The sequence below is a fragment of the Leucobacter faecis genome, assembly GCF_054456695.2.
In genome coordinates this window covers 24,607-46,121 of record NZ_JBTJER020000013.1, presented here as the reverse complement: position 1 = coordinate 46,121, position 21,515 = coordinate 24,607, and the positions used below count along the sequence as shown (strand labels likewise).

Sequence of the window (21,515 nt, the reverse complement as noted above, 5' to 3'; positions counted from 1 at the left end):
TTGCGCCGGGCGCGAGGAGGCGCCCGGGCCCCCGCACGCCCGGCACGATCCGGCACGAACATCCAAGAGACGGGAGTAAGCTAGCGCGTATGAGCGAAGCCATCGTTACGCAGACCAGTATTCCCCAAGAGCGCCGACTCGTCACCGAGATCCCCGGCCCACGATCGAAGGAGCTGCACGCTCGCCGGCAGGCCGTCGTGCCGCCCGGGGTGCACAGCGTGCTGCCCGTCTACATCGACCGTGCTCACGAGTCGATCCTCGTTGACGTCGACGGTAACCAGATCATTGATGTGTGCGGCGGCATTGGCGTCATGACGGTCGGTCACACCGATGAGTCGGTTGTCGCGGCGGCCACCGAGCAGCTCAGCAAGGTCACGCACACGCTGTTCACGATGACTCCCTACGCCCCCTACGTCGAGGTGGCAGAGCACCTCGCAAAGGCCATCTCGAGCGATGAGCAGTACAAGACCCTGCTCATGAACTCGGGCGCCGAGGCCGTCGAGAACGGTGTCAAGATCGCACGCAAGCACACGGGCCGCCCCGGCGTCGCCGTGCTCGAGAACGCGTACCACGGTCGCACGATGCTCACCTCGTCAATGAACCACAAGGCGGCGCCCTATGCGGCCGGTTACGGCCCCCGCGCCGGCAACATCTACAAGGCTCCCGGTTCCTACCCGCTGCACGACGGTCTCTCAGGCGCTGAGGCTGCCAAGCGCACCATCGCGTACCTCGAGAAGGTCGCTGGCGCCGAAGATCTCGCCTGCCTCGTCGTTGAGCCCATTCAGGGCGAGGGCGGCTTCATTGTGCCCGCCGACGGCTACCTGCCCGCGCTCGTCGAGTGGTGCCGCGCCAATGGCGTCGTCTTCATCGCCGACGAGGTCCAGGCAGGCATGGCCCGCACCGGCACGATGTTCTCGTACCAGCAGTTCGGCATTCAGCCCGACATCGTACTGACCGCCAAGGGCATCGCCGGTGGCCTACCGCTGGCGGGCATCACGGGCCGCGCCGAGATCATGGACAAGTCGCAGCCTGGCGGCCTGGGTGGCACCTTTGGTGGCAACCCCGTCGCGTGCGCCGCGGCCGTCGCTGTCTTCGAGAGCATCGAGCGCGACGCGCTGCTGCTCGAGGCGAAGCGTGTCGAGTCAACGTTCGGCGAGGGGCTGCGCGCGCTGCAGGCTAAGCATCCCGCGATCGCCGAGGTGCGCGGTCACGGCGCAATGCTCGCCATCGAAGTGACCAAGCCCGGCACGCTCGAGCCCGACGCCGAGCTCGTGCAGCGCGTCATCGACTACGGCGCACAGCACGGCGTGCTGCTGCTCTCGGCCGGTGTCTACAACCAGGCGATTCGCTTCTTGCCCTCGGTCAAGATGACTGATGAGCTCATCACCGATGTGCTCAGCGTGCTCGACGAGGCATTTACTGCCGCGTAAGCTCCGGATCGCGTAAGGGCCGCGCTACCTCACCGGTAGCGCGGCCCTTACGCGTAAATGCCGGGCGTGGCACGCAGAGCGTGCCCATCGTGCGCTACGGCGCTTGAACAAGCCCCGTGTCGACGACATCGCCCACGGCGTGGACGTCGATGACAATAACCGTCACATTATCGCGCCCCGAGTTGTTGAGCGCCTGTTCGACGAGTGTGCGTGCCGCTTCTTCGGCGGTCTCACACGTCGCCAGAAAGTGCTGAATGCCCACCTCGGTAAGTTCCTTGGTGAGCCCGTCTGAGCAGATGAGAAGCCGCTGGCCCGCGATCAATGCGAGTGACGTGTAATCGGGGATCGGCGCCTCACCGAACCCAACCGCGCGAGTGATGACGTTGGCGTGCGGGTGGCTTTCTGCTTCTTCTGGCGTGATCGCGCCCGTGTCGATCAGGTGCTGCACCACCGAGTGGTCGACAGTGATCTGGCTGAGCGCACCCTTGAAGTACTGGTACACCCGCGAATCGCCAATGTTGAACACGCGCCACGTAGGTTCATCCTCGGTGCCGAGACTCACGCCCGTCACCGTTGTGCCCGCGCCCAGGTCCGTCTCGCCCGCATCAAGCTCAATGTCCTCCACCGCATCGGCGAGCACCGCGTCGATGTCGGACTCAGTGACGAGCTCGGCACCACCCAGTTCTGCGAGCCTGCGAACGACAGCCGCAGAGGCCACCTCACCTGCAGAGTGGCCACCCATACCGTCGGCCACCGCGAAAATGGGTGGCATCGTGATGTAGCTGTCTTGGTTCGTCTCGCGCCTGTGACCGACATCAGTGAGCCCAAACCATGAAAGGTCTAACTCGAGCTCGCCGTCGCTGCGATAGCGCAGCCGTCGCCGCGCGGCGTTCTCTCCGCGGGCCGTCATTGCTTGCACCTGTTAGACATCAGTTCATCCTATCCTGCCCTGACCGAGCGGCGGCTACCGATCGGTTCATGCGCCCGCGTGCGCCGGAGCGCCCAGCGTTGTTACGAGTGTGAGCGCGTCATCTACGAGAGTGAGTTCAAGCGACTGTTCAGCGGCCCAATCGAGCAGCGAGTTGAGGCTGTCGATATGCCGCCCGGTCGTGGCAAGCCTGCGCACTAGGTCACCCTTTGCAGCCTTATTGAAGTGATTGAGCGCACGCACCTGTCCGTCTGCGCCTCGTTGCACGACGTGCAGCGAAAACCCCTCCCCCGCGCGTAGCGGTGCGAGGGCGGCATAGTCTTTCGAGCGCAGGTCGAGCGTAAACGCGCTCGATGGAACGGCCGCGTGCGCCGCCGACCACACGCGCTTCAGCGGGCCGCCCAGTGCGGGGAGCCGCGATGACGCGGATACGCGATACGCAGGAATAAGGTCGAGGGCCCGCACCTGTCCAAAGAGCGCAGACTGAACCCGCACGTGCCCCGCCGCCCAGGATCTTGCCGCCGCGTCGAGCGACGAGGCATCTAGCGCGTCGAACAAGACTCCCGTGTAGCGATCAAGAACGGGCATCGCTCCGCTCGTAGTGAGCACGAGATTGTGGCCGAGCTCACCGCGGTTCTTCACCCCGAGCTTGAGTGCTTTCGCGGCCGCCTCTTGATCGGCGTCTGGCGCGCACAGGGCTTCGAGTGCGGCCCGCACCTGCGCCCGAGCTTCTGAGAGCGCGTCGTGAGCAAACAGGTTCGATTGATCGAAACGATGGGACCCGCCCTCGCGCTTCGTTTCAGAAGGGGGCAACAGGATCAGCATGACGGCCTTTCGGGAGAGACGGCAGAAGGCCGACCGCACACGTAAGGTGTGCGATCGGCCTTCAAGAGAGAGAAAGTTACGCTACCAGCGCGGCCTTGCTCGCGACAATGGTAACCGTGTCGTGATCAACCGAGAGGAAACCGCCCTCGGCGTCGACGACGATCTTGCTGCCGTTGTCTTGGGTCACGCGAACCTCGCCCTGCGCGAGCAGGGCAAGCATCGGCTGGTGACCGGTGAGCACGCCGATCTCGCCCTCGACAGTACGCGCGACGACCTGTGAGGCAGAGCCACTCCAGACCTGGCGATCAGCCGAGACGACATTCACGTTGAGTGCCATGACTTACGCCATGTCCTTCTGCATCTTCGCCCACTTTTCTTCGACGTCGGAGATACCACCGACGTTGAAGAACGCCTGCTCGGCGACGTGGTCGAACTCGCCCTTGGCGATCGCGTCGAACGACTCGATGGTCTCCTTGAGCGGAACCGTCGAACCCTCGACACCGGTGAACTTCTTCGCCATGTAGGTGTTCTGCGAGAGGAACTGCTGGATACGGCGCGCGCGCGACACCGTGATCTTGTCGTCCTCAGAGAGCTCGTCGACGCCGAGGATCGCGATGATCTCCTGCAGCTCCTTGTTCTTCTGGAGGATCTGCTTGACCGTGGTTGCCACGCGGTAGTGATCCTCGCCCAAGTAGCGGGGGTCAAGAATACGCGAGGTCGAGGTCAACGGGTCGACCGCGGGGTACAGACCCTGCGATGCGATCTCACGCGACAGCTCGGTGGTTGCGTCGAGGTGCGCGAACGTGGTTGCCGGCGCCGGGTCGGTGTAGTCATCTGCGGGCACGTAAATGGCCTGCAGCGACGTAATCGAGTGACCGCGGGTCGAGGTGATGCGCTCCTGCAGGATACCCATCTCATCGGCGAGGTTCGGCTGGTAGCCCACAGCAGAGGGCATACGGCCGAGCAGCGTCGAAACCTCAGAGCCAGCCTGAGTAAAGCGGAAGATGTTGTCAATAAAGAGGAGCACGTCCTGCTTCTGAACATCACGGAAGTACTCAGCCATCGTCAGGGCCGACAGCGCAACGCGCAGACGGGTCCCGGGCGGCTCATCCATCTGGCCGAACACGAGGGCGGTCTTGTCGAAGACACCGGCCTCGTCCATCTCGTGGATCAGGTCGTTACCCTCACGGGTACGCTCACCAACACCGGCGAACACCGAAACGCCGCCGTGATCCTGAGCCACACGCTGGATCATCTCCTGGATGAGGACGGTCTTACCGACGCCTGCACCACCGAAGAGACCAATCTTGCCACCCTGAACGTAGGGTGTCAGGAGGTCGATGACCTTGATGCCGGTTTCGAAGAGCTCGGTCTTCGACTCAAGCTGGTCGAAAGCGGGGGGCGTGCGGTGGATGCTCCAGCGCTCTGAAACCTCAAGCTTCTCGCCCTCGGGGAGGTTCAGAACGTTGCCAGCAACGTCGAAAACCTTACCCTTGGTGATGTCGCCCACGGGAACCGTGATCGAGCTACCGGTGTCGACAACCTCCTGGCCACGGACGAGACCGTCGGTGGGCTTCAGAGCGATTGCGCGCACGAGGTTGTCGCCGAGGTGCTGAGCAACCTCGAGCACCAGGGTGAAGGCTTCTGAGCCCTCGCCAAAGTCAACCTTCGTCTCAAGCGCGTTGTACACGGCGGGGATCGCGTCGTGCGGGAACTCGATGTCGACAACGGGGCCGGTTACTCGAGCGATCCGCCCGACCACCTTGGCCTCTGTCGCCGATGCGGCGGTTTCGGTCATGATTCTCTCTCTTCGTACTTCGACTAGTTGGACAGCGCGTCCGCGCCGCCCACAATCTCGGAAATCTGCTGGGTGATTTCGGCCTGGCGAGCGTTGTTCGCGAGGCGGGTGTAGTCGCGGATCAGCGTGTCAGCGTTATCGCTCGCCGACTTCATCGCCTTCTGAGTGGCGGCGTGCTTCGCAGCAGCCGACTCGAGCATTGCGTTGAAGATGCGCGATTCGATGTAGGCAGGCAGCAGCTGTTCGAGCACGGCATCTGCCTCGGGCTCGAATTCGTACAGCGGCTCCGGCGCCTCGGTAGGCTCAGCAACGCCTTCGACAACCTCAAGCGGCAGCAGGCGGTGCACCTCGGGAACCTGGCTCACCATGGTGATGAGGCGGTTGTATACGAGGTGGATCTCCTGTGCTCCGCCGTCCTCTGCGGGGCGTGCGAAGACCTCGAGTACCGAATCGGCGATTTCCTTCGCCGTATCGAACCCGGGGTTCTCGGTGTCGCCGGTCCATACACGCTCGGCGGCACGCTGGCGGAAGGAAAAGTAGCCCTGCGCCTTACGGCCGACCAGGTAGTACACAACTTCCTTACCCTCGGCGCGCAGAAGCTCTGAGAGCTCCTCAGCTTCACGAAGCACCTGCGAGTTGAAGGCGCCCGCGAGACCGCGGTCAGAGGTGAAGATCACCACCGCTGCGCGGACGACCTGATCGGCCTCCATGAGCAGCGGGTGGTCAGTCTTTGAGTGCGTGGCGACGGCTGAAACGGCGCGGGTGATCGCGGTGGCGTACGGCGTGGATGCTTCGACCCGTGCCTTCGCCTTCTGAATGCGAGAGGCTGCGATCAGCTCCATCGCACGGGTGATCTTCTTGGTCGTCTGGGCAGACTTAATCTTCTGCCGGTAGACCCGAAGTTGCGCTCCCATGTCTCTCCTGTGTTCGTCGGTGCTGGCTGGTGGTGGCGGTGAGGCGGGGGCCTAAGCCCCCGCCGTCACTCGTCACTACTTCTTGACGACCAGCTGCTCCTGCTTGATGTTTGCCTCATCGAGCGTTTCGAACTGCTCGTTCAGGCTCTTGCCCTCGCTGGTGCGGAACTCGCTCTTGAACTTCTCGATGTGCGAGGTGATCTCGGCCACGAGTGAGTCATCGAGCACGTTGGTCTCGCGAAGAGTCTTGAGAGCCTCGGAGTTGCGGCCGAGGTAGTCAAGGAACTCGCGCTCGAAGCGAAGGATATCCGCGACGGGAACCTCGTCCATGAAGCCGTTGGTGCCAGCCCAGATCGAAACGGTCTGGTCCTCAACGGGGTAGGGCGAGTACTGACCCTGCTTCAGGAGCTCGGTGAGGCGTGCGCCACGCTCGAGCTGCTTGCGGCTTGCCGCGTCAAGATCCGATGCGAACATCGCGAATGCCTCGAGTGCGCGGTACTGAGCGAGCTCAAGCTTGAGCGTGCCCGACACCTTCTTGATCGACTTCACCTGAGCGTCGCCACCCACACGCGAAACCGAGATACCCACGTCAACTGCGGGGCGCTGGTTAGCGTTGAACAGGTCTGACTGCAGGAAGATCTGGCCGTCGGTGATCGAGATCACGTTGGTCGGAATGTACGCCGACACATCGTTGGCCTTGGTCTCGATGATGGGGAGGCCCGTCATCGAGCCTGCGCCGAGCTCGTCCGACAGCTTCGCACAACGCTCCAGCAGGCGCGAGTGCAGGTAGAAGACGTCACCGGGGTATGCCTCGCGGCCCGGCGGGCGGCGCAGCAGCAGCGATACGGCACGGTAGGCCTCGGCCTGCTTCGACAGGTCATCAAAAATGATGAGCACGTGGCGGCCGTCGTACATCCAGTGCTGACCAATGGCCGAGCCGGTGTAGGGTGCCAGGTACTTGAAGCCCGCGGGGTCCGATGCCGGCGAAGCCACGATGGTCGTGTACTCCATGGCACCGGCGTCCTCGAGCGCGCCCTTCACCGAAGCGATGGTCGAGCCCTTCTGGCCGATAGCGACGTAGATGCAGCGAACCTGCTTCGACTTGTCGCCCGACTCCCAGTTAGCCTTCTGGTTGATGATCGTGTCGATCGCGAGAGCGGTCTTGCCGGTCTGGCGATCGCCAATGATGAGCTGACGCTGGCCACGGCCAACAGGGATCATCGCGTCAATCGCCTTGATGCCGGTCTGCAGCGGCTCGTGAACCGACTTACGCTGCATCACACCGGGAGCCTGGAGCTCAAGTGCGCGCCGGCCCTCGATGCCAGTGATCTCGCCGAGACCATCAATCGGTGCGCCGAGCGGGTCGACAACGCGGCCGAGGTAGCCCTCGCCCACGGGTACCGAGAGCACCTCGCCCGTGCGGGTAACGGGCTGACCCTCTGCAATGTCGGTGAATTCGCCGAGAACGACAACGCCGATCTCGTCTTCTTCAAGGTTCTGAGCAAGGCCCAGAGTGCCGTCCGCGAAGCGAACGAGCTCGTTAGCCATAACGCCGGGGAGACCCGCGACGTGTGCAATGCCATCGGCTGCGTCTACGACGGTGCCGACCTCGGTCTTCTCTGCCTGCGACGGCTCGTACGACGCTGCGAAATCCTTCAGCGCGTTACGAACCTCATCAGGGCTGATGGAGAGTTCTGCCATTTCGATTCCTCTGTCTGTTCCGGAAAGCCTAGGCCCCCGGGATAAAAAGTGGTGCCCTAAGCTGCGAGCTGCGTGCGCAGGTCGTCCAGTCGGGAACGGATGCTGCCGTCGATCACATCGTCCGCGATCTGCACGCGGATCCCGCCAATGACCGAAGGATCAATGACGGTGGTGATCTTCACGGTGCGACCCGCTGTGCGCTCGAGAGCGCTCGCGAGTCGGGCCTGCTGCTGCGCCGAAAGCGGCGCAGCGACGGTGACGGTGGCGAGATCGCAGCCAATCTGGTCAGCGCTGATCCGAGCTGCTTCGCGCAGCGCAGATTCGAAACGACGACCGCGAGGGTACGACACCAGCTGGTTTGCGACCGTAATCGCAGCAGCCGAGACCTTGCCGGTCAGGAGGCGCTCAAGGAGCGACACCTTACCGGCCGCGGCCACGAGCTTGCTGCCAAGCGTGAGCTGCAGCTCGTGGTTACGTGCGACCAGATCGGCAACCGACAGCAGCTCGTCTGAGAGCGCGGGCTGCGAGACGCCCGTAGCACGAATGCCGAGCTCCTCGATGCCTGCAGCGAACTCGTCTGGGCTCGACCAGCGGCCGGAGACCGCGGCGCCAAGGACCGCGAGCGCGTCAGCGGAGAGCGCGCCGAAGAGCTGTGAGATCACAGCGCTCTTCGCCTCGGCCGCTGCGGAATGGTCTCCGAGCGCGGATGCGAGTGCGAGGTTCGAGGCGATAGTGCCCGAGACCTCAAGCAACTCGGTGCCAACGCTTGTGGCCAGGCCGTCCCGGAGTGCGGTACGTGCCTGCGCAAGTGCTTCGCGTGACGCGCTGCCCATTACTTGGCCGCCTTCTCTGACGCCTCAAGGTCAGCGAGGAAGCGATCGACCAGAGCCGATGCCTTCTGGTCATCGGTCAGGCTCTCGCCGACCACGCTCGAGGCGAGATCGATCGCGAGCGAACCAACGTCCTTGCGCAGCGAGACAACGGCGCTCTGACGCTCTGCCTCGATCTGAGCCTGAGCGGCCTGCGTGATGCGTGCCTGCTCGGTGACGGCGTCTTCCTTGGCCTTTGAGACAATCTTCGCGCCGTCTGCACGTGCAGCGTCGCGGATCTCGCCAGCTTCCTGGCGGGCGCTTGCGAGCTGCGCGGTGTACTCCTGCAGCGCGGCCTCCGCCTTAGCCTGAGCTTCATCAGCCTTCGCGATGTTGCCTTCGATTGCCTCGGCGCGAGCGTCCAGCATCACCTGGACCTTCGGAAGGAAAACCTTCCAGAAGGCCACGAAGAGGATGAGGAATACAATCGCTGACCAGACCATGTCGTACGTAGCCGGAAGCAGCGGGTTACGGGGTGCTTCTGCGGCGACGAACAGCGATGCGGGGTTCATCGTGCCTCCCTTTCGAGACTAGGGAAAGAGTGGTCTATTAAACGAAGATGAAGTAGGTAGCAACACCGATGAGCGCGAGCATCTCGGTGAACGCGATACCGATCCACATCATGCCCTGGAGCTTACCTGCGAGCTCGGGCTGACGAGCGGTGCTCTCAATGGTCTTGCCAACGACGATTGCCACGCCAATTGCGGGGCCGATGGCTGCGAGGCCGTAGCCTACGGTCGCGATGTTACCCGAGATTGCAGCGAGAACAGACACAGTATGTGTTTCCTTCCGTATGTGAGTGCGGCGGTCGCCGGCACCCGGTGGGGGTTTTAGTGCTCTTCAGCCAGCGCGAGCTGGATGTAAAGCGCGGTGAGCAAAGTGAAGACGTAAGCCTGCAGGCCGGCAACGAACAGCTCGAAGAGCGTGAACGCGATGCTGAACCCGAAGGTGACAGCGCCGACGGCGGGGAAGAAGCCCCCGGCAGACAGGATGAAGAAGTTGGTGGCCGAGAACAGCAGCACCATGATCATGTGGCCCACGAGCATGTTCATCAGCAGTCGCAGTGCCAAGGTCACAGGGCGCATGATGAACGTCGAGAGGAACTCAACGGGAGTCACGAGCAGGTACATGATCTTGGGAACGCCTGCGGGGAACAGTGAGTTCTTGAGGAAGCGACCCGGGTGCTTGCGCAGGCCAGCGTAAATGAACGCGATGTAAGCAACGACCGCCATAACGAGCGGGAAGCCCACAACCGACGACGCCGAGATGTTGACACCCGGAATCACCGCCGTAGCGTTAAACGCGAAGATCAAGAAGAACATCGACATGAGCAGGGGCGCGAAACGACGCCCCTCCTTTGCGCCGAGCTGCTCTTCAATGATGTTCTTGCGCACGAAGTCGAGCGCAAACTCAAGAACGCCCTGAGCGCGGTTCGGAACAACCCTGAGGTTGCGCGTACCTGCCCAGAACAGAATCAGCAGTACCACGAGCATGACCACACGAAGGATCATGATGCGGTTCATCTCGAACGGCGTACCTTCAAAGAGCACCGCCGCCGGGAAGAAGTCGTCAAGGGTAGGGCCGTGAAAGCCACCCGATTCAGAACCAAAAAGTCCGGGGGCAACGAGGTGCATAGCGTTTGGGAACAGCGCCATTCTCCTGTATTCGGGGTGCGGAAGAAGCCGCACGGCTTCGAACGATGGACGAGCCCCCAGCACTTATTGCGCGCACGACAAGTGGCGCCCGGCAGGGACTCGACCAGTGTAACAATATTTTCGCGCTCAGTGAAACTGAACGGCCAAAAAAACAGTTGCGATGGGCGCAGCGTCTGGTGCCCGTTCGCTAGCCTGGCAGATTAGCGATCGGTATGCGCCCGCGCGCAAAGACCACCGCGTTTACGGTGAGTGAAACCACCACACCGACAATGATTCCAATAAACATCATGGTCGGATTGAGCCATGGCTGCTCCCGTAGCAGGAGAGCTGCGACAAGGAAGACAACGATCTTGAGTAGCCAGGCGCCCATCACAATGCTGAAAAAGATCTGAATAAAGATCGGGCTCGAAGAGAACCTGTTCGCAAACGCAATACTCCCAGCAGTGAGCGTAATGAAGAGGCCGGCAATGCCTGCGCCAATCGCACCGCCTGCTACCCCTGTGAGCCCTGAGACGAGCCACCCAATTCCGGCGAACACCACCACGAGCAGCAGCGATACGACTATCCCCCAGCGCACCGCACGCAGCAGCACCGGCTGCGAGGTGGGCATCAGATCAATGGCCTCGTCGTCGTAGTTGGCGGTGTCGGCCCGGTCTGCACCCGGCGTTGGTTCGTGTTCTGTCACTCGGTTCTCCTGTCAGTAGGCACACGTTCGACCTAAGGTAGCAAGCTCCGTCGTGCGATCGCTGAGCGCACTCGATTAACCGGGAACAGGAGCACCAGCACACACACGGTGCCACCGATGATCAGTACCGTGAGTGGCACCGTGTAGCTCTGCAGCGTAAACACGAGCAGCGCCGCGGTCGAGAGCACAGCCGAACCCAGGTAGAAGATAATGACGGCCTGCACGGGTGAATGGCCCATGTTGAGCAGGCGGTGGTGCAGGTGAAGCCTATCGGCGGTAAACGGGCTTTGACCGGCCTTGAGGCGCCGGAACACGGCGAGTGCAAAATCTGCGAGCGGCAGCGCGAACACGGCCACGGGCAACAGAATCGGAATGTAGCTTGCGATCACGAGCTTCTGGTCGAGCGCAGCGGGGTTCAGTTTACCCGTCACGCTCATGGTGCTCGCCGCCATCAGCAGCCCGACGAGCAGTGCGCCGGTGTCACCCATAAACATTTTCGCGGGGTTCCAGTTATAAGGAATGAACCCCACGCACACCGCCACCACTATGCACGCGATGAAGCTCGCGAGCGTGACCGCGTCAACCCTGCCTATGCGCTCGTGCAGCAGCAGCGTGTACACAAAGAAGACCGAGTTCGAGATGATCGCTACCCCTGCAACCAAGCCGTCGAGCCCGTCGACAAAGTTGACCGCGTTCATCACCAGGGTCATGAAGAACACGGTAATCCCAAAGTTGAGCACCGACGAGCCCACAAATAGCGTGTTGCCCACCGGCAATGACACAATCTGTAGCCCGTTCCACGCAAGCAGACCTGTCGCGGCGAACTGTGCCCCCAGCTTGATCATCCAGTCGAGGTCGAGGAGATCGTCGAGGATCCCCACGGCGGCGATGATGATACAGGCGCCCGCCAACGCCCACATTTCGGTGCTTTCGGTATAGATCGACTGAAACTCAGGCACCATCGCACCAACGCCGAAGGCCGAGAGCAGCCCGACAAACATTGCTACACCGCCCAGGCGTGGCGTTGGCGTCTTGTGCACATCGCGCGCGCGCACTGCGGGCGCGAGGTTAAACCTGCGACTCAGCAGCAACACGACGTACGACGCGATCGCGGTGACCACGACGGCCACCCCTGCCACGATCAGGTACGGGAGCATCTCAGTCCTCGAACGTTACCCGAGGCAGCGCCTCGGCGAGGGCTTCACGTGTCACGCCACCCTGCCGCAGAATACGCAGGGTGCCCCCGTCTTCTGTGAGCCCCGTCGCGTCAATGATGGTCGACGCCGGGGGCTGATCCGGAACCTCGCCATACTCCAGGTACACCTCGACCGAGTCGGCAAGCATGACCTGCGCCTCGGCAGCGGTACGCGCCGCGGGCTCACCGGTCTTGTTCGCCGACGACACAGCGAGCGGGCCGGTTTCTTGCAGTAGCTCCAGCGTGAGCGGGTGGTTGGGAATGCGCAGTGCGACGGTGCCGCCTGTCTCTCCCAGGTCCCAGCTGAGGGCGGAGTTAGCGTTCGTAACAATGGTCAGCGCGCCCGGCCAAAACGTCTCGGCGAGCGTGCGCAGCGTGCTCGGCACCTCAGCCGCGAGCGCTCCGAGCGTGGCGACGTTGGGAATCAACACGGGCGGCGGCGACTGCCGTGTGCGGCCCTTGGCGTCGAGCAGCCGCTGCACCGCTTCGGGCGTAAACGCATCGGCCGCGACTCCGTAGACGGTGTCGGTCGGCAGCACCGCGAGCTGCCCGCTGCCGAGCGACCTGCGCGCCGCGCGCATCGCCGATAGAAGCTGTGTGGTGTCGCTGCAATCAAAGACCTCTGCCATAGCCCCCCAGCTTACTCCGGTTAGCTCACGGCCCGCGCCGTCGTCACCCGGTCTCGGCCCGTCAGATCGAGGTGGGTCTGCGCCAGGGTCCAGCCATCTCGCTCAAGCAAGCGCCGGATCGCCGCCCCCTGCTCCTCCGCGTGCTCGAGCGCAATGAGCCCCCCGGGGGCCACCAGGTGACGCCCCACCCTGCTCAGAACTCGAATGACGTCGAGGCCGTCCTCGCCCCCGTACAGCGCGAGATCCGGATCGTGCTCGCGCACTTCGGGGTCGCGGGGAATGGCGGCCGCCGGCACATAGGGTGGATTCGAGGCCAGCACGGTGACGCGCCCCGCCAACGGCAATATGGCCCGCGCAACCACACTGGCGGGCGCAACGACGGGCCCGGCGGGTTGCTTGGGGTCGAGCTCTGCCACGTCCCCGAGCAGCAGCGTCACCCGGCCGTCGCCCCACTCGGCCACGTTACGCGTCGCCCAGGCGTGCGCTTCGACGCTCTTCTCGACAGCCCACACGCGGGCGCCGGGCACCTCTTGTGCAAGCGCCAGGGCAACGGCTCCACTACCCGTGCACAGGTCAAGTGCGACCGCATCGTTCGCACCACGGAGCTCATCGATGGCGAGCTGCGCGAGCAGCTCGGTCTCGGGCCGCGGCACGAAGACTCCCGGGCCGACTTGGAGCTCGAGCGTGCGAAACGCGGCCCGGCCGGTCAGGTGCTGCAGCGGCACACGGTCGGCGCGCTGCGCTGCGAGCGCTTCGAGTCGTGCAGCGTCGTCGCCTTCCAGTGTGCTGCCCATGATGGCAAGGGCCTGCACGCGCCCACGCGAAACCCCCAGCACGTGCCCCGCAAGCAGTTCGGCGTCGGCCTCGGGCGTGTCGATGCCTGCCTGGGAGAACTGGTCGCACAGTGCGGCGAGCATATACTGCAGCGAGCGTGGATCTGATGCCATGCGTCAACCTTCCCACACCGCAGGTAACGCGCGTAACAGAGCGACACCTTTCATAACTTATGACTACCCCTCCAATAAGGTGGGACTATAGTAAGCGACGTTCAACACACGCAGGAGGAAGCACCCATGGCACGGATCTACGACAACATCACCCAGGCATTTGGTAACACGCCGCTCGTGCGGCTGGGGCGCGTCACCGAGGGCGCTGGCGCAGAAGTTTACGCGAAGCTCGAGTTCTACAACCCGGCAGGTTCGGTGAAGGACCGCATCGGCATCGCGATCATCGATGCGGCAGAGAAGTCGGGGGCGCTGAAGCCCGGCGGCACGATCGTCGAGGGCACGAGCGGTAACACAGGTATTGCGCTCGCGTTCGTCGGCGCTGCCCGAGGCTACCGCGTTATTCTCGTAATGCCCGAGACGATGAGCATTGAACGCCGCAAGTTCCTCAAAGCCTTTGGCGCCGACATTGTGCTCACACCCGGTGCGGCAGGCATGAGCGGTGCGGTCGAGAAAGCGAGAGAGATCGTTTCGGACACACCCGGCTCGATTCTCGCCAACCAGTTCGGCAACGACGCGAACCCGCAGGTGCACTACAAGACGACCGGCCCCGAGATCTGGGCCGACACTGACGGTTCGGTCGACGTTTTTGTCGCTGGTATCGGCACAGGCGGCACCATCACCGGCGCAGGTCGCTACCTGAAGGAGCAGAACCCTGGCGTGCGCGTCGTAGCGGTCGAACCGAAGGACTCCCCCATTCTCACGGGCGGTCAGGCAGGCCCCCATAAGATTCAGGGACTCGGCGCAAACTTCGTGCCAGATGTGCTCGACACAGACCTCTATGATGAGGTCGTCGATGTTGAGCTGGACGACTCGTTGCGCTTTGCACGCGACCTCGCCACCAAAGAGGGAATCCTTGTGGGAATCTCGGGCGGCGCGGCCATCGCCGCAGCCGTCGAGGTGGCGCGTCGCCCAGAGAGCGCAGGCAAGAAGATTGTGGCGATCATTCCCGATTCGGGCGAGCGCTACTTCTCAACACTCCTGTTCGCAGACCTCGAGGTATAACTAAGACCCATGAGCATCCTGTCGAGAATTCGCGAAGATGTGCGTTCGGCGCGCGCCCACGACCCCGCCGCCCGCGGCGCCGTCGAGGTCTTTTTCGTGTATTCGGGGCTACACGCGGTGTGGTGGCACAGGGTGTCACACTCGCTGTGGCGCCGAGGCGCACGGTTTCTGCCGCGCGCTATCTCGCAGGGTGCCCGGTTTTTCACCGGCATCGAGATTCATCCCGGTGCCACCATCGGTAGGCGACTCTTCATCGATCACGGCATGGGTGTCGTGATCGGTGAAACCGCTGTCGTAGGTGACGACGTGCTCATCTATCACGGGGTGACACTTGGCGGCACGGGCCACGGGCGGGGCAAGCGTCACCCCACACTGGGCGACCGCGTCGTCGTTGGGGCCGGCGCAAAGCTGCTTGGCGCAATCGACCTGGGCCACGACAGTGCGGTGGGCTCAAACGCCGTCGTGGTGCGCTCTGCCCCACCCTGGACCACGCTCACTGGCATTCCGGCAGCGGCGCGGCCACGCCGCGGGGCGCCGCACGCAGAACAGCCCGACATGGCGGACTTCTACGTGATCTAGTCTCACCGCAAGCGGCGGCCGTGCTCCGCCATCCAACGCTTCGTCCGGCGACTCTCCACAATGATCATCGTGAGCCCCAGCAGCCACAGCGGTGCCTGCACCGCGAACGCCCATTTAAAGGCTTCGAGGGAATAGTCTTCGGGGGATCCGGCGCCCTGAGCGTCGAGCGAGAGCCCCAAGAGCAGCATGACCACCAGGGTCGCAATGAACCCGCCGGTGTTGACGAACCCGGTCGCAAAGCCAGCGAAGCTGCGCGGCGCGTGCGATCTCAGCACTTCGAACGCGATCATCGACGCCGGCCCACCCAGCGGCATCACGAGGATCAGGGCAATGAGCAGCCACATCGGCGGTGCGCCGGGCCACAGCAGCACCAAGCTCCACGTACAGGCGATTGCGACAGTGATGCCAAAGTTGATCCAGACGCGTCGCTCGACGAAGCGTGAGCTAATCGGGCCCAGCATGAGCCCCGCGAACATCGAGGAGAGCACGGTGAGGCTCAAAAGCCCCGCCGACTCGGTGGTATTGAGGCCCACCCCGCCGGTGAGAAACGGCGTACCCCACAGGAGCAAAAAGGTGTTGAGCGCGAAGGGCGAGGTGAAATGAACCCAGAATGCAAGCCGCACACCGGGGATCTGCAGCATGCGCCTGGCCTGCGCGAAAAATGCGGGGCCACGCCCAGCGCCAACGACGGGAATCGACGAAGTAGCGGGCGGAGCGATGGAGGTGGTGATCACCTCCGGTTCGCCCGCGAGCGACCGCGCATTGCGCGTGAGCTGCCCCGGCCGACCGGTGATGCGCTCGAACAGTGTAGGCGCGCCGGGCTTGTCGCGCAGCACAGCGGCGCCGACGATAGTGACCACCAGCCCGGCCGCGGCGAGCCCCAAAAACCCGTTCGTCCAGCCCGCGGCACCCACGAGCAGCGCGAGCGGGGTGACCGATACGAGCTGACCGGCTTGACCTATGAGCCCCGTGAGCTGGCTCACGGTGGGCAGCTGGCGCACCGCGAACCACTCGGGCAAGAGTCGCATTACGCTGATGAAGGTGCAGGCATCGCCCGCCCCCACGAGCACGCGCGCAAGAATCGCGAGCGACACCTCGGGCACGGTCGCCATGGCGACCTGCCCAATGATCATGAGAACCCCACCGCCCAGCACCATCGCTGTGGTGCCGACGCGGTCAAGCAGCAGGCCAACGGGAATCTGCAATCCCGCATACACGACCAGCTGAATCACCGGAAACGCTGCGAGCGTGGTCGCGTCAATGCCGAAGTGTTCTTGTGTTGCTGGGCCGAGCGCCGCGAGCGACGATCGGTTGATCACGGCCACCGCGTACGCTATGGCCGCGACACCCCAAACGATCCACGGGAGCATTGGGTGGCGGGCAGTGCGCATGCCTTACAGCCTATCGCCGCATTCGGGCTTAGAATTCACCCACAGAGATAAGTTTCATTGCCTGGCTACAGGTGGCACATATGCATTACAGTGAGGAGCACTTGTGAGCGCGTTCGATACGAGGGAGCTCGCGTGGGCGGCCCTGCATCACACGCGCACCACCGCGCAAGATCTCGCCGATATCGCGGGCCGCTACCCCGAGTTTGCGTCGACCATCGCCACGCACCCGAGCGCCTACCCTGAGCTGCGTGACTGGGCTCGCTCAATGTCTCAAGATCCAGATGCCACGGCCTCGCGCCGCCTTGCGCCTGCGGGCGCGGCTGTGCTCGCGGCGACAACCCCGCAAGCGCTGCTCATCGCCCCCACGCCCGCGGGCACGAGATTCACGCTGGCCCCCGGCGGCGGCGCCAGCGGGCCCATGTTCGCGCCGCCCATGGCCGGTACGGGTTTTGGGGCTCCCCCGCCCGTCGCCCCGTCTCAAGCTCCGGATCACGCCGCGCGGCGCAAGCGGGTGCTCTGGTGGACCCTCGCGGGGATCTACGCCGTGGGAGTCCTAGCCAGTGCGCTCTTTGAGGCTCGGTATAGGTTCGAGAGTTTTCTGACGGACGGGACGCTGCCCTACCCGATCTTCGCGTTTCTTGAATACCGCGGCCTCTCTCTCGTGTTCGCCGTGCTGTTTGCGGCACACTGCATGATCGCCGCACCGCGCGGCTGGCGCAAGGCCATATCGCCTATCTTTGTAGTCTTGTCTCTGCTCCAGGTCTGGTTGCCCTTCGTAGGCATGTTCACCGGCATGACATTCTTCCTCGCCCTTGCTTACTTCGTCGCGCGACCGATACGTGGTGCAGGCTGGGCTGCGCTACCCGTATTTATCGGGGCGGGAGTCCTCCCCGTACTGCTAATGGACTTCGGGTGGCTCTATAACAGCCCCAGCCCTGTACTGGCAGTCTTAATGCACTGGGGGATCCTGATGGCGGTGACTGCGCTCGGGGTATTTATGGCGGAAGCTTTGAGCAGGGGCGCTGTACGGCGCATCGCCGCGCGCGATGCTGCATGGGCACAGCAGAGAGCTGAGCGAGAAGCACTACTCGCGCAGACTGTTGCTGGCGCAGGAGACGCGCAAACGAGCATGTGGGCATTGGCCGAGCTCCAGCGTCCGCCACGCAACAACACACTCGCGGTGCTTTCGCTCGTGTTCTCGGTGCTCATGGCGCTACCCGCCATCGTGATGGGTCACGTAGCGCTGGCACAGATTGCCCGCACGGGTGAGAGCGGCCGGGGTCTCGCGATCGCCGGGCTCATCATCGGTTACTTCATGCTCGTTGTGGGCGTTGCAAGCGCGATCCTCTACAGCTTGGTCTTCTACCCGCTCTGGGCGCTCATGGTCTAGGGCCCGCTCACGCAAACGGCCCCGCTCGTGTGAGCGGGGCCGTTTGTATACCTTGGGCGTCTGACGTTACCTGACTCGTGCCACTGTACTGCTGGCGCGCAGTGCACATGTCGAGGCTTTTGTGGCAACAGCCCAGGCGAATGCGGTTTTACCCCGCATCCAATGCACCAAAGATCGATTCCTATGGGGAATAGGTGTGTTGCAGCCCGGCAAAGAGGGCGTGCGGCCAAAAGTGGGTGTTATCGGTCCTGATAACACCCACTTTTGGCCACACGATGTCTTGGCGCCTCTCTGTGACCTTGGGCGTCTGGCGTTACTCGCCGAGGCTCGCCAGGCGGTCTTCTTCGTCCATGCGAATGCACGACTCGATGACCGCGTCGAGCGCGCCGTTCATGACGTGGTCAAGGTTGTAGGCCTTGTACCCGGTGCGGTGATCGGCAATGCGGTTCTCGGGGAAGTTGTACGTGCGAATACGCTCCGAGCGATCCATGGTGCGAATCTGGCTCGAACGGTGTGCGCTGGCCTCGGCCGCGGCTTCCTCCTGCTTACGCGCGAGCAGCCTGGCGCGAAGCACTCGCATGCCCGCATCGCGGTTCTGCAGCTGGCTCTTCTCGTTCTGCATCGCAACGACAATACCGGTGGGAATGTGCGTGATGCGCACGGCGGAGTCCGTCGTGTTCACCGACTGGCCGCCCGGACCGCTCGAGCGGTAGACGTCAATCTTGAGGTCGTTCTGTGCGATCTCGACCTCTTCTGGCTCGTCAACCTCCGGGTACACCAGCACCCCAGTGGTTGACGTGTGGATGCGGCCCTGCGACTCGGTAACGGGCACACGCTGCACGCGGTGCACACCACCCTCGTACTTCAGGTGCGCCCATGCGCCCTGCGAAGGGTCAGACGGGTTGGCCTTGATCGCAACCTGCACGTTCTTGTAGCCGCCAAGATCGCTCTCGTCTTTCTCGAGGATCTCGGTCTTCCACCCCTTTGACTCTGCATAGTGCATGTACATGCGCAGCAGGTCAGCGCCGAACAGCGCAGATTCAGCGCCGCCCTCGCCACCCTTGATCTCAAGAATCACGTCACGCGCATCGTCTGGGTCACGCGGAATCAAGAGCCTGCGCACCTTTTCTTGCGCTTCAGCGAGCCCCGCCTCGAGCTCGGGGATCTCTTCAGCGAATGCGTCGTCCTCTTTCGCGAGCTCGCGCGCGGCCTGAAGGTCCTCCCCCAGGTGCTGCCAGTGCTCGTATGCGACCTTGATCTTGTTGAGTTCGGCGTATCGCCGGTTAACCTTCTTGGCGCGTGTCGCATCGGCGTGCAACGCCGGATCGGCCAGGGCCTCCTGCAGGGATTCGTGCTCCTTGAGCAGCGTCTCAACCTGTTCGAACATGTTTCCTCCGAGAGTGTGTTGCGTATGCGTGACCGTGGGCGCTTACGCGCTAGGCCGCGGAGGTGGGCTGAAGGGCTGCGGCGCCGCGGGTGCGTGAACGCTCCGCGTCAACGACGAGCTGCGCGCCGGTCGCCTGCGCGAAACGAATCTCGCAGTTTGCGACCGTGCGTAGCTCGCGCAGCAGCTGCTTATCTGCTGCGACACCGGTCTTCGTAGCGGCCGTGACGAGCACGGTCAGCGATCCGGCGTTCTCGGCGTTGCGTGCCGCACCAAGAACGCGTCGCACCTGGGTGATCGCAAAATCGTCGATCGCGCCGTGAGCGGGGCGTGCCGAAACGGGCTGTGCCTGAGCGTAGGCCCGTGCCAGGTCACCCACCGAGTCCACCAGCACAACGACGTCATGCCCCAGCTCGGCCAAGCGGCGTGCGCGGTCGATACCCAGTTCGGCGACGGTGGCCTGATCTTCTGCCGGGCGTTCGAACGACGCCGCGACGACCTCGCCGTTTACCGTGCGCGTGAGGTGCGTAATGTCCTCGGGCTGCGCGTTTGTGAGCAGCAGCATCAGGTGCGCGTCGGGCGCATTCGCGCTGACACCGGCGGCAATCTGGCTCAGCACCTCTACACCGCGTGCGGGCTTAGGTACTACGAGCAGACCTCGCTGGCCCAAGCCTACGGGAGCGGCGGCGTCGATCTCGGCCCCAAGACCCGCCCCCTGGGCGAGCTTAAGCTGGCGCTCAGGGTAGATAGCAGCGAGCTCTGAGAACTCTTCACGATTTTCGTTCTCTTCGAGTGAGCGCCCGTTGATGGAGTCGACCTTGACGATCGCGTTGTACTTCTGACGGCCCGCCTGCTCGCCCTCGCGGGGCTGGCGAATGGCGCCGACGATAGCATCGCCGCGCTTCATGCCGTACTTCTTGACCTGCCCGAGCGAAACGTAGACGTCACTCGTGCCGGGGAGGTAGCCGGTGGTGCGCACGAATGCGTAGTTATCGAGCACGTCGAGAATGCCGGCGATGGGTAGCAAGACATCATCTTCAGTGATCTCGGGTTCGAAATCGTCGCCCTGGCCGCGACGCTTGCGGTCACGCTGGCGCGTTCGGCTTGAACGAGAATCGTTGTTCTTATCGTTCTGCTTGTGCTGGTCGTTACCGTTGTTACCGCCGTCGCTGGCCTTCGCGTCGCCGTTCTTCGATTCGCCGTTCTTCGCGTCAGTGTTCTTCGATTCGGTGTTCTTCGCGTCGGCGCTCTTGGCGTCAGCGTTCTTGGCGTCACCGTTCTTGGCGTCAGCCTGATCTTGCTTCTGGCCACGGCGCTTGCGTGAGCGAGCGGGTTTGTCTGAATCGGCCGTTTCGGCAGCCGGCTGCCCGGGAGTCTCTTCTGCCCCCTGGGGCGCTTCGGGCGTAGTCGACGAGGCTGCAGCTTCATCAAGTTTCGCCTCGATTGCGGCTGCGACAGACTCGGGTGCGCCCGTGGCACCCGCATCTGCAGTGGCGGCCTGCTGAGCGGCATCGGCTTCTGCCTTCGCTGCCTTCGTGACGCGCGCACGACGCGTCTTCTTCACGGGTTCAGGTTCCGTTGTTGCATCGTCTGCACCGGAGGCAGATTCCGCGGCCGTGGGAGCTTCAGCGGCTGCAGGCGCATCTGCCGTAGCGGCATCTGCGGCGGGGGCTTCAGCAACCTTCTTGCGCGCACGCGTCACGCGCTTCTTCGGTGCGTCCGCAACCGGCGCGTCCGCCACGGGTGCGTCAGCCGCTTGGTCTGCTGCTGCAGTATCTGCGGCATGTGTAGCTGCGGGCGCTGCCTCTGCGGCCTCGGCTGCACTGTCAGCCGCCTCGGTGACGGGCTTCTTACGGGCGCGGCTTACTCGCTTCTTCGGCGCTTCAGCGGGCTCTGCTGCCGGTGCAGCGGCGGGCGCAGCGTCCACAGCGGGCGCCGCCTCGGCCGCGGGCGCCGAAACCGTCACGGCTGCTGCGGCTTCGCCAGCAGGAGCCGTGACACGGCGCGAGGCGCGCTTGCGCACGGGCTTCTCGGGGGCGGTCTCAGCCGCAACAGCGCTGGCCTGAGTTTCGGTCACGTTATCGTTCACAGTGTTGTCCTCCACAGTGTGTTCCTCTCGGAATGTTGCGTAGC

Annotated in this window: 21 protein-coding genes; 4 read left to right on the top strand and 17 right to left on the bottom strand. The window is 63.6% G+C overall.

Annotated elements, in window-relative coordinates; all coding sequences use genetic code 11:
- Positions 1-89: 89 nt before the first annotated feature.
- Positions 90-1,430 (top strand): aminotransferase class III-fold pyridoxal phosphate-dependent enzyme, encoded by a 1,341-nt coding sequence (locus ACXR2W_RS12505; RefSeq protein WP_458816097.1) that lies wholly within the window; start codon positions 90-92, stop codon positions 1,428-1,430.
- Between the two features lie 94 nt (positions 1,431-1,524).
- On the opposite strand, the gene ACXR2W_RS12500 is transcribed toward ACXR2W_RS12505, so the two are convergent.
- From ACXR2W_RS12500 to prmC, 14 genes are all read right to left on the bottom strand, one after another.
- Entirely contained in the window at positions 1,525-2,340 is an 816-nt protein-coding gene (locus ACXR2W_RS12500; RefSeq protein WP_458816095.1) for a PP2C family protein-serine/threonine phosphatase, read from the bottom strand.
- 66 nt (positions 2,341-2,406) lie between these two features.
- Entirely contained in the window at positions 2,407-3,171 is a 765-nt protein-coding gene (locus tag ACXR2W_RS12495) for a YaaA family protein (protein ID WP_458816093.1), read from the bottom strand.
- An 88-nt stretch (positions 3,172-3,259) separates the two neighbouring features.
- The gene (locus ACXR2W_RS12490) at positions 3,260-3,520 is read right to left on the bottom strand and encodes a F0F1 ATP synthase subunit epsilon (RefSeq protein ID WP_458816091.1); all 261 of its coding nucleotides are present in this window, start codon (positions 3,518-3,520) and stop codon (positions 3,260-3,262) included.
- 3 nt (positions 3,521-3,523) lie between these two features.
- Positions 3,524-4,981: a F0F1 ATP synthase subunit beta gene (atpD, locus tag ACXR2W_RS12485; protein WP_458816089.1), complete on the bottom strand. Its 1,458-nt coding sequence runs from the start codon at positions 4,979-4,981 to the stop codon at positions 3,524-3,526.
- Positions 4,982-5,004: 23 nt separating this feature from the next.
- Complete coding sequence (locus ACXR2W_RS12480; RefSeq protein ID WP_458816087.1) at positions 5,005-5,895, bottom strand: F0F1 ATP synthase subunit gamma; 891 nt, start codon at positions 5,893-5,895, stop codon at positions 5,005-5,007.
- 75 nt (positions 5,896-5,970) lie between these two features.
- Positions 5,971-7,596: a F0F1 ATP synthase subunit alpha gene (gene atpA, locus ACXR2W_RS12475; protein ID WP_458816085.1), complete on the bottom strand. Its 1,626-nt coding sequence runs from the start codon at positions 7,594-7,596 to the stop codon at positions 5,971-5,973.
- A gap of 56 nt (positions 7,597-7,652) precedes the next feature.
- Positions 7,653-8,429 (bottom strand): F0F1 ATP synthase subunit delta, encoded by a 777-nt coding sequence (locus ACXR2W_RS12470; RefSeq protein WP_458816083.1) that lies wholly within the window; start codon positions 8,427-8,429, stop codon positions 7,653-7,655.
- The gene (locus tag ACXR2W_RS12465; RefSeq protein ID WP_458816081.1) at positions 8,429-8,977 is read right to left on the bottom strand and encodes a F0F1 ATP synthase subunit B; all 549 of its coding nucleotides are present in this window, start codon (positions 8,975-8,977) and stop codon (positions 8,429-8,431) included. Before ACXR2W_RS12465 ends, ACXR2W_RS12470 begins: the two co-directional genes overlap by 1 nt.
- 37 nt (positions 8,978-9,014) lie before the next feature.
- The gene (gene atpE, locus ACXR2W_RS12460) at positions 9,015-9,239 is read right to left on the bottom strand and encodes an ATP synthase F0 subunit C (protein WP_325093250.1); all 225 of its coding nucleotides are present in this window, start codon (positions 9,237-9,239) and stop codon (positions 9,015-9,017) included.
- A gap of 56 nt (positions 9,240-9,295) precedes the next feature.
- Positions 9,296-10,120: a F0F1 ATP synthase subunit A gene (atpB, locus tag ACXR2W_RS12455; protein WP_458816078.1), complete on the bottom strand. Its 825-nt coding sequence runs from the start codon at positions 10,118-10,120 to the stop codon at positions 9,296-9,298.
- A gap of 187 nt (positions 10,121-10,307) precedes the next feature.
- Positions 10,308-10,805 (bottom strand): Cg1360 family ATP-synthase-associated protein, encoded by a 498-nt coding sequence (locus ACXR2W_RS12450; protein ID WP_458816076.1) that lies wholly within the window; start codon positions 10,803-10,805, stop codon positions 10,308-10,310.
- 32 nt (positions 10,806-10,837) lie between these two features.
- Complete coding sequence (locus ACXR2W_RS12445; protein ID WP_458816074.1) at positions 10,838-11,962, bottom strand: MraY family glycosyltransferase; 1,125 nt, start codon at positions 11,960-11,962, stop codon at positions 10,838-10,840.
- 1 nt (position 11,963) lies between these two features.
- On the bottom strand, positions 11,964-12,629 hold the full coding sequence (locus ACXR2W_RS12440; RefSeq protein ID WP_458816072.1) for an L-threonylcarbamoyladenylate synthase: 666 nt from the start codon (positions 12,627-12,629) through the stop codon (positions 11,964-11,966).
- 20 nt (positions 12,630-12,649) lie between these two features.
- Entirely contained in the window at positions 12,650-13,576 is a 927-nt protein-coding gene (gene prmC, locus ACXR2W_RS12435) for a peptide chain release factor N(5)-glutamine methyltransferase (RefSeq protein ID WP_458816070.1), read from the bottom strand.
- 126 nt (positions 13,577-13,702) lie between these two features.
- Between prmC and cysK the strand changes: the two genes are divergently transcribed.
- Positions 13,703-14,638 carry a cysteine synthase A gene (gene cysK / locus ACXR2W_RS12430; RefSeq protein WP_458816068.1) on the top strand — a complete coding sequence of 312 codons (936 nt, stop codon included), beginning with the start codon at positions 13,703-13,705 and terminating at the stop codon, positions 14,636-14,638.
- A 9-nt stretch (positions 14,639-14,647) separates the two neighbouring features.
- Entirely contained in the window at positions 14,648-15,217 is a 570-nt protein-coding gene (gene cysE, locus ACXR2W_RS12425; RefSeq protein ID WP_458816066.1) for a serine O-acetyltransferase, read from the top strand.
- 2 nt (positions 15,218-15,219) lie between these two features.
- Here cysE and ACXR2W_RS12420 read toward each other — a convergent pair whose 3' ends face one another.
- Positions 15,220-16,608, bottom strand: a complete 1,389-nt coding sequence (locus tag ACXR2W_RS12420) for an MFS transporter (protein WP_458816064.1) — start codon at positions 16,606-16,608, stop codon at positions 15,220-15,222.
- Between the two features lie 103 nt (positions 16,609-16,711).
- On the opposite strand from ACXR2W_RS12420, the gene ACXR2W_RS12415 reads away from it, so the two are divergent.
- Positions 16,712-17,998, top strand: a complete 1,287-nt coding sequence (locus tag ACXR2W_RS12415; RefSeq protein ID WP_458816062.1) for a DUF4190 domain-containing protein — start codon at positions 16,712-16,714, stop codon at positions 17,996-17,998.
- Positions 17,999-18,311: 313 nt separating this feature from the next.
- Here ACXR2W_RS12415 and prfA read toward each other — a convergent pair whose 3' ends face one another.
- Positions 18,312-19,385 carry a peptide chain release factor 1 gene (prfA, locus tag ACXR2W_RS12410; protein ID WP_458816060.1) on the bottom strand — a complete coding sequence of 358 codons (1,074 nt, stop codon included), beginning with the start codon at positions 19,383-19,385 and terminating at the stop codon, positions 18,312-18,314.
- Between the two features lie 49 nt (positions 19,386-19,434).
- On the bottom strand, positions 19,435-21,486 hold the full coding sequence (locus tag ACXR2W_RS12405; protein WP_458816058.1) for a hypothetical protein: 2,052 nt from the start codon (positions 21,484-21,486) through the stop codon (positions 19,435-19,437).
- Between the last annotated feature and the right edge of the window lie 29 nt (positions 21,487-21,515).

Bases quoted from the DNA above. Each gene is read 5' to 3' on its own strand.
- ACXR2W_RS12505 (WP_458816097.1), top strand. From the start codon at position 90: ATGAGCGAAGCCATCGTTACGCAGACCAGTATTCCCCAAGAGCGCCGA.
- ACXR2W_RS12500 (WP_458816095.1), bottom strand. From the start codon at position 2,340: ATGACGGCCCGCGGAGAGAACGCCGCGCGGCGACGGCTGCGCTATCGC.
- ACXR2W_RS12490 (WP_458816091.1), bottom strand. From the start codon at position 3,520: ATGGCACTCAACGTGAATGTCGTCTCGGCTGATCGCCAGGTCTGGAGT.
- atpD (WP_458816089.1), bottom strand. From the start codon at position 4,981: ATGACCGAAACCGCCGCATCGGCGACAGAGGCCAAGGTGGTCGGGCGG.
- ACXR2W_RS12480 (WP_458816087.1), bottom strand. From the start codon at position 5,895: ATGGGAGCGCAACTTCGGGTCTACCGGCAGAAGATTAAGTCTGCCCAG.
- atpA (WP_458816085.1), bottom strand. From the start codon at position 7,596: ATGGCAGAACTCTCCATCAGCCCTGATGAGGTTCGTAACGCGCTGAAG.
- ACXR2W_RS12470 (WP_458816083.1), bottom strand. From the start codon at position 8,429: ATGGGCAGCGCGTCACGCGAAGCACTTGCGCAGGCACGTACCGCACTC.
- ACXR2W_RS12465 (WP_458816081.1), bottom strand. From the start codon at position 8,977: ATGAACCCCGCATCGCTGTTCGTCGCCGCAGAAGCACCCCGTAACCCG.
- atpB (WP_458816078.1), bottom strand. From the start codon at position 10,120: ATGGCGCTGTTCCCAAACGCTATGCACCTCGTTGCCCCCGGACTTTTT.
- ACXR2W_RS12445 (WP_458816074.1), bottom strand. From the start codon at position 11,962: ATGCTCCCGTACCTGATCGTGGCAGGGGTGGCCGTCGTGGTCACCGCG.
- ACXR2W_RS12440 (WP_458816072.1), bottom strand. From the start codon at position 12,629: ATGGCAGAGGTCTTTGATTGCAGCGACACCACACAGCTTCTATCGGCG.
- prmC (WP_458816070.1), bottom strand. From the start codon at position 13,576: ATGGCATCAGATCCACGCTCGCTGCAGTATATGCTCGCCGCACTGTGC.
- cysK (WP_458816068.1), top strand. From the start codon at position 13,703: ATGGCACGGATCTACGACAACATCACCCAGGCATTTGGTAACACGCCG.
- cysE (WP_458816066.1), top strand. From the start codon at position 14,648: ATGAGCATCCTGTCGAGAATTCGCGAAGATGTGCGTTCGGCGCGCGCC.
- ACXR2W_RS12420 (WP_458816064.1), bottom strand. From the start codon at position 16,608: ATGCGCACTGCCCGCCACCCAATGCTCCCGTGGATCGTTTGGGGTGTC.
- prfA (WP_458816060.1), bottom strand. From the start codon at position 19,385: ATGTTCGAACAGGTTGAGACGCTGCTCAAGGAGCACGAATCCCTGCAG.